The organism is Sphingomonas sp. 66-10 (assembly GCF_001897045.1).
In the GTDB taxonomy this organism is placed as follows: domain Bacteria; phylum Pseudomonadota; class Alphaproteobacteria; order Sphingomonadales; family Sphingomonadaceae; genus Sphingomonas; species Sphingomonas lycopersici.
The window spans coordinates 1-1,082 of sequence record NZ_MKRR01000121.1; the positions used below are offsets into that span (position 1 = coordinate 1).

Here is a 1,082-nt window from a genome sequence, read left to right on the forward strand (position 1 = left end):
CTCGTGCCAAGGACGATCTGCGTCCCCGCCTCACCCTGCTCGACGACACGTCGGGCGAAGCTGCGCGCTACATGCTGGCCATCGGCGCAACGCTTTCGGTCGAGGATGGCGCACAGGTTCAGGCTGGTGACGTGCTGGCACGTGTCTCGCGCGAAGCCGCAAAGACCCGTGACATCACCGGCGGTCTGCCGCGCGTTGCCGAACTGTTCGAAGCGCGTAAGCCGAAGGACAATGCCATCATTGCCAAGGCATCGGGCCGCGTGCAGTTCCTCAAGGACTATAAGGCGAAGCGCAAGATCGCCATCGTTCCCGAGGATGGCGGCGAGCCGGTCGAGTATCTGATCCCCAAGAGCAAGGTGATCGACGTTCAGGAAGGCGACTACGTGAAGCGTGGCGACAACCTGATCGGTGGTTCGCCGGATCCGCATGACATTCTGGAAGTGCTCGGCATCGAGCCGCTGGCTGAATATCTGGTCAGCGAAATCCAGGAAGTCTATCGACTCCAGGGCGTGAAGATCAACGACAAGCACATCGAAACGATCGTTCGTCAGATGCTGCAGAAGGTCGAGATCACCGACGGCGGCGACACCACGCTGCTCGCCGGCGAACAGGTCGATCGCGATGAGATGGACGAGGCCAATGATCGCCTATCGCCCGGCCAGAAGCCGGCTGAAGGCAAGCCTGTCCTGCTGGGCATCACCAAGGCGTCGCTGCAGACCCGCAGCTTCATCTCGGCAGCGTCCTTCCAGGAAACGACCCGCGTCCTCACCGAGGCGGCCGTTCAGGGCAAGAAGGACCAGCTCATCGGCCTCAAGGAGAATGTGATCGTCGGTCGCCTGATCCCGGCCGGCACCGGCGCCTCCATGAACCGCATGCGCATCGCAGCCAACAGCCGCGACGCTGCTCTGCGGGCCGCCATGCGCGTTGCCAACGAGGTTCACCTCGTCGCGCCGCAGACCGCAGCAGAAGAGCATGCTGCGGAACTGAAGGAAGGTCCGGAAGCGGCAATGGGCGATGATCCGCTCGGTGCCGTGCAGGGTGAAGACTTCACCACCGAAGATCTGGATTGATATCCAGCCGTC

At 62.6% G+C, this 1,082-nt stretch carries 1 pseudogene; it reads left to right on the forward strand.

What is annotated here, in order from left to right:
* A pseudogene (locus tag BGN95_RS12915) lies at window positions 1-1,070 on the forward strand (DNA-directed RNA polymerase subunit beta'); the annotation flags it as partial.
* Between the last annotated feature and the right edge of the window lie 12 nt (window positions 1,071-1,082).